Origin of the sequence: Rhodohalobacter sp. (assembly GCF_041686455.1) — a bacterium.
GTDB lineage: Bacteria > Bacteroidota > Rhodothermia > Balneolales > Balneolaceae > Rhodohalobacter.
In genome coordinates this window covers 1-3,480 of the sequence record NZ_JAWLDW010000187.1, presented here as the reverse complement: position 1 = coordinate 3,480, position 3,480 = coordinate 1, and the positions used below count along the sequence as shown (strand labels likewise).

The 3,480-nt window shown below is 45.5% G+C and carries 3 protein-coding genes; all 3 read left to right on the top strand.

Translation table 11 applies throughout. The annotated features are described in order from the left end of the window. The first annotated feature begins 98 nt into the window (after positions 1-98). Positions 99-389 (top strand): CcmD family protein, encoded by a 291-nt coding sequence (locus tag ACESM0_RS13305; protein WP_372906691.1) that lies wholly within the window; start codon positions 99-101, stop codon positions 387-389. A 133-nt stretch (positions 390-522) separates the two neighbouring features. Continuing rightward, positions 523-918, top strand: a complete 396-nt coding sequence (locus ACESM0_RS13300) for a cytochrome c maturation protein CcmE (RefSeq protein WP_372906690.1) — start codon at positions 523-525, stop codon at positions 916-918. Positions 919-982: 64 nt separating this feature from the next. Beyond that, the coding region (locus ACESM0_RS13295; RefSeq protein ID WP_372906689.1) for a heme lyase CcmF/NrfE family subunit at positions 983-3,480 on the top strand (2,498 nt) is incomplete at its 3' end.

Sequence of the window (3,480 nt, the reverse complement as noted above, 5' to 3'; positions counted from 1 at the left end):
GTAATCGGCTTTATCGGCCTTTCAATCTGGATGATGGATATACTCAATCGCTATAAGCGAATCAAAGAATTGACTGAAGAAGCTCAGATATCATGAAAATGAAATTTGTACAAGATACGGCCTCAACCGCCGTTGATACTCTAACACAAAGCTATGGTGATCGCTGGGACGGGGCAGGTACAGAGGAGTCATCCGCATTCATCCAGTTTATGTCATCCAACGACCTGATCTACGTGGTACTGGGTGTCAGCCTTATTATCTGGTTTGTTCTGATGTTCGTGATGGTTCGTGTAGATCGAAAAGTAACCGGACTCGAAGAGAAACTGGAAGCATCAAAACGCTCAGACGAATCAGCTGTAGAAGACAGCGAGAAAACTAATCAAACATGAATTTGACATAAGAATAATGTATAAAATATCCCCTCCTTGAAAATGAGGGGACTTTCTGATTACCAATTTTATTTTTGTATAACAGAATCAATTTAAATTATTAATTTTTAAGTATTAACCGATTTACAGAAGTATGAAGCCTAAATTACTTATCGGAATTTTTTCAATTGTGATCTTTACATCGCTGTTGATGTATAATTTTGGCAACAGTATCAGCACGTATGTCAATTTTGAACAGGCTGAAAGCCGTACAAACTCACACGTAGTAGGCAAATGGGACAAAACGGGCGATTACGGGTTCTCCCGGGAGTCCATGCAGTTCTCATTTCATATGGAAGATGAGGATGGAAATGTTCGGCGCGTGGTTTATTCGAGACCAAAACCCAATAACTTTGAACAGGCCACCCAGCTTGTTGTGATTGGAGAGATGCGGAATAATGTGTTTTATGCAAACGAAATGCTCATGAAGTGTCCGTCCAAATACAACGAAAATCCGGATTTTGAACCCGCAGAAACAGCCGGAATGTAAATTCATCCAATATACGTTGGCCACTCTCAACCGACCTGATTCAACTCTCTGACACGATTCATCTATGATTGCACAAATCGGTAATCTCTTCTTAAGCGGTGCATTTGCCGTTTCATTTGCAGGCTTGATTCTCTACGCTCTCTCTTCCATCAAAGAGGAGAAAAAATTTGAGACCTACGCCAACCGGCTATGGATGGCAAAAGGACTTTTTGTTCTGATCTCATCCGGGGCATTGATCTACCTGATCATGACTCATCAGTTTCAGTACTACTACGTCTGGAACTACACCAGCCTTGATCTGGAGTCTCGGTATCTTTTTTCAGCCTTTTATGGCGGACAGGAGGGAAGCTTTATGCTTTGGGTTCTCTGCGGTTTTCTGGTGGGGGCCGGACTGATTCGCTGGACCCGAAAGCCCTACCGCGCCCCGGTGATGTTTGTGATGATGCTGACTCAACTCTTTCTGCTTTCCATGGTTGTGGGTTGGGATTTTGGACTCACTAAAATTGGAGCATCACCTTTCCGAACCATTGCGCAGGAGATGCCGAATGCACCGTTTATTCAGGCCAACCCCGATTTTGTACCGGCTGACGGCTCTGGTTTGAATGATCTGCTGAAAAGTCCCTGGATGATGATTCATCCACCGATCATCTTTGTAGGTTTTGCGATGATGACAGTACCATTTGCATTTGCCATTGCATCACTCTGGACAAAAACCTATCACGAGTGGATTCGTCCGGCACTGCCCTGGACACTGGCTGCTAACGTATCCCTGCTGACGGCCATTTTTCTTGGCGGATATTGGGCGTACGAAACGCTGTCGTTTGGCGGTTACTGGGCATGGGACCCGGTTGAAAACGCATCGCTTGTACCGTGGCTGATTGGAACAGCCGGAATCCACGCGATGATCATTCAGCGTAAAAGTTCTCGCGCTCACAAAGCCTCACTCTTTTTTGCAATTCTGGCGTATGTTGCTGTTATCTATCAAACCTTTTTAACGAGATCCGGCGTACTTGCCGAGCAGTCGGTTCACAGTTTTGTGGATCTGGGGCTCTATGGTCAGCTTCTGGTATTTATTCTCGTAATTGCCATTATGGGAATCGGCTTCTATCTCTACCGCTACCGGGAGATTCCATCCGTGGATAAGGAATCCGAATTTCTGAGCAAGGAGTTCATGACCTTTACCGGTGCGATCCTTCTCTTTATCCTTGGATTTGTGATCATTATTGGGACCAGCTCACCGATTTTAGGACGACTATTTGTAGACAACCCAACTCCGCCCGAAATTCAGTTTTATAATGACTGGAGTATGCCGATCGTGATTCTCATGGCGTTTGCGACGGTAATCGGACAGTACCTGTTCTGGCAGAAACATACATGGGAGAGTCTGGCCGGGAAGATGATTATACCGCTGATTCTGACATCTATATTTACGGTAGTTTCGATTGTATTTGGTGAGGTTCGTAATCTCTACTACATGGTCTACATTTTTGCCGGATGGTTTGCGGTTATTGGAAACGGTGCGGTTCTTTTTGAACTGGTTCGAAAGAACCCGAAAGTAATCGGGGGGACAATCACACATATTGGATTTGGAGCTTTATTGCTTGGAATTATCGCTTCTTCAGTCTACACCGAACCGCTGCTGGATGAACGCACAACGCAGTATAATTCACGAATAGCGGCCGGTGATGTTTTTGATGAAGAGGGATTCCCGGTTACACAGCCGGTTGAGATGTTTGAACTGGAGATCAATCGTCCCAAACTGGTAAATGATAAGTATATGGTTACCTATGAAGGATTTGATGTATCCGATTCACCTCGTCCGGGTCAACAGACTTACCGCTTAAAGTTTGAACCGATTGATGGCGGTGAAACCTACTATATGGATCCGGTTGTCTATCCGATGATGACCTCGTCTTCGATGGATAATATCGACTGGTCGGTTGATCCTCACGTACGAACAGGATGGTTCAGCGATATCTATCTCTATGTGGCAGGAAGTAAATATGTTGCGGGACGAAATGAGGAGATTGATCAGGAGCGGGAGTTGCAGCGATTGGCGCAAGCCGGTGGTGTGCCCGATTCAACGGTTGAGGACACACAAAAGATTGAAATTCAGGAAGGAGAGACGATCGATGCCGGTCCGTTCTCATTTACATTTATGCAGTTCACACCGGCAAGTGAGGAGAGTCTGCCTGAAAACACTCAGATTGGAGTGAGGGCACAGGTTCGCGTTGAACATACACCATCTGGCAACGCCTTTGATGTAGAGCCGCTTTTTGCCGTATACACCGAAGACGACCAAAGTTATACCTACGCACCGCCGCTGAAAATTGACCGTTGGGAGATGGACGTCTTTTTTAGCGCTATTTACCCCGAAACCGATACCATAGAACTTACTGTTGAAGGGCTGGACGAAGAGTTTGAAGAGGACTGGGTTCTGATTGTGGCAGAGAAAAAGCCGTATGTATCCATTGTCTGGCTCGGAACATTTATGCTAATGGCCGGTTTTTCCATCTCGATTTTAAGACACTGGGAAAGAGAGAAGGCGGTGAAGAGGGAAGA

Excerpts from the sequence above, each read along its gene's own strand:
- ACESM0_RS13300 (WP_372906690.1), top strand. The coding sequence starts at position 523 with ATGAAGCCTAAATTACTTATCGGAATTTTTTCAATTGTGATCTTTACA.
- ACESM0_RS13305 (WP_372906691.1), top strand. The coding sequence starts at position 99 with ATGAAATTTGTACAAGATACGGCCTCAACCGCCGTTGATACTCTAACA.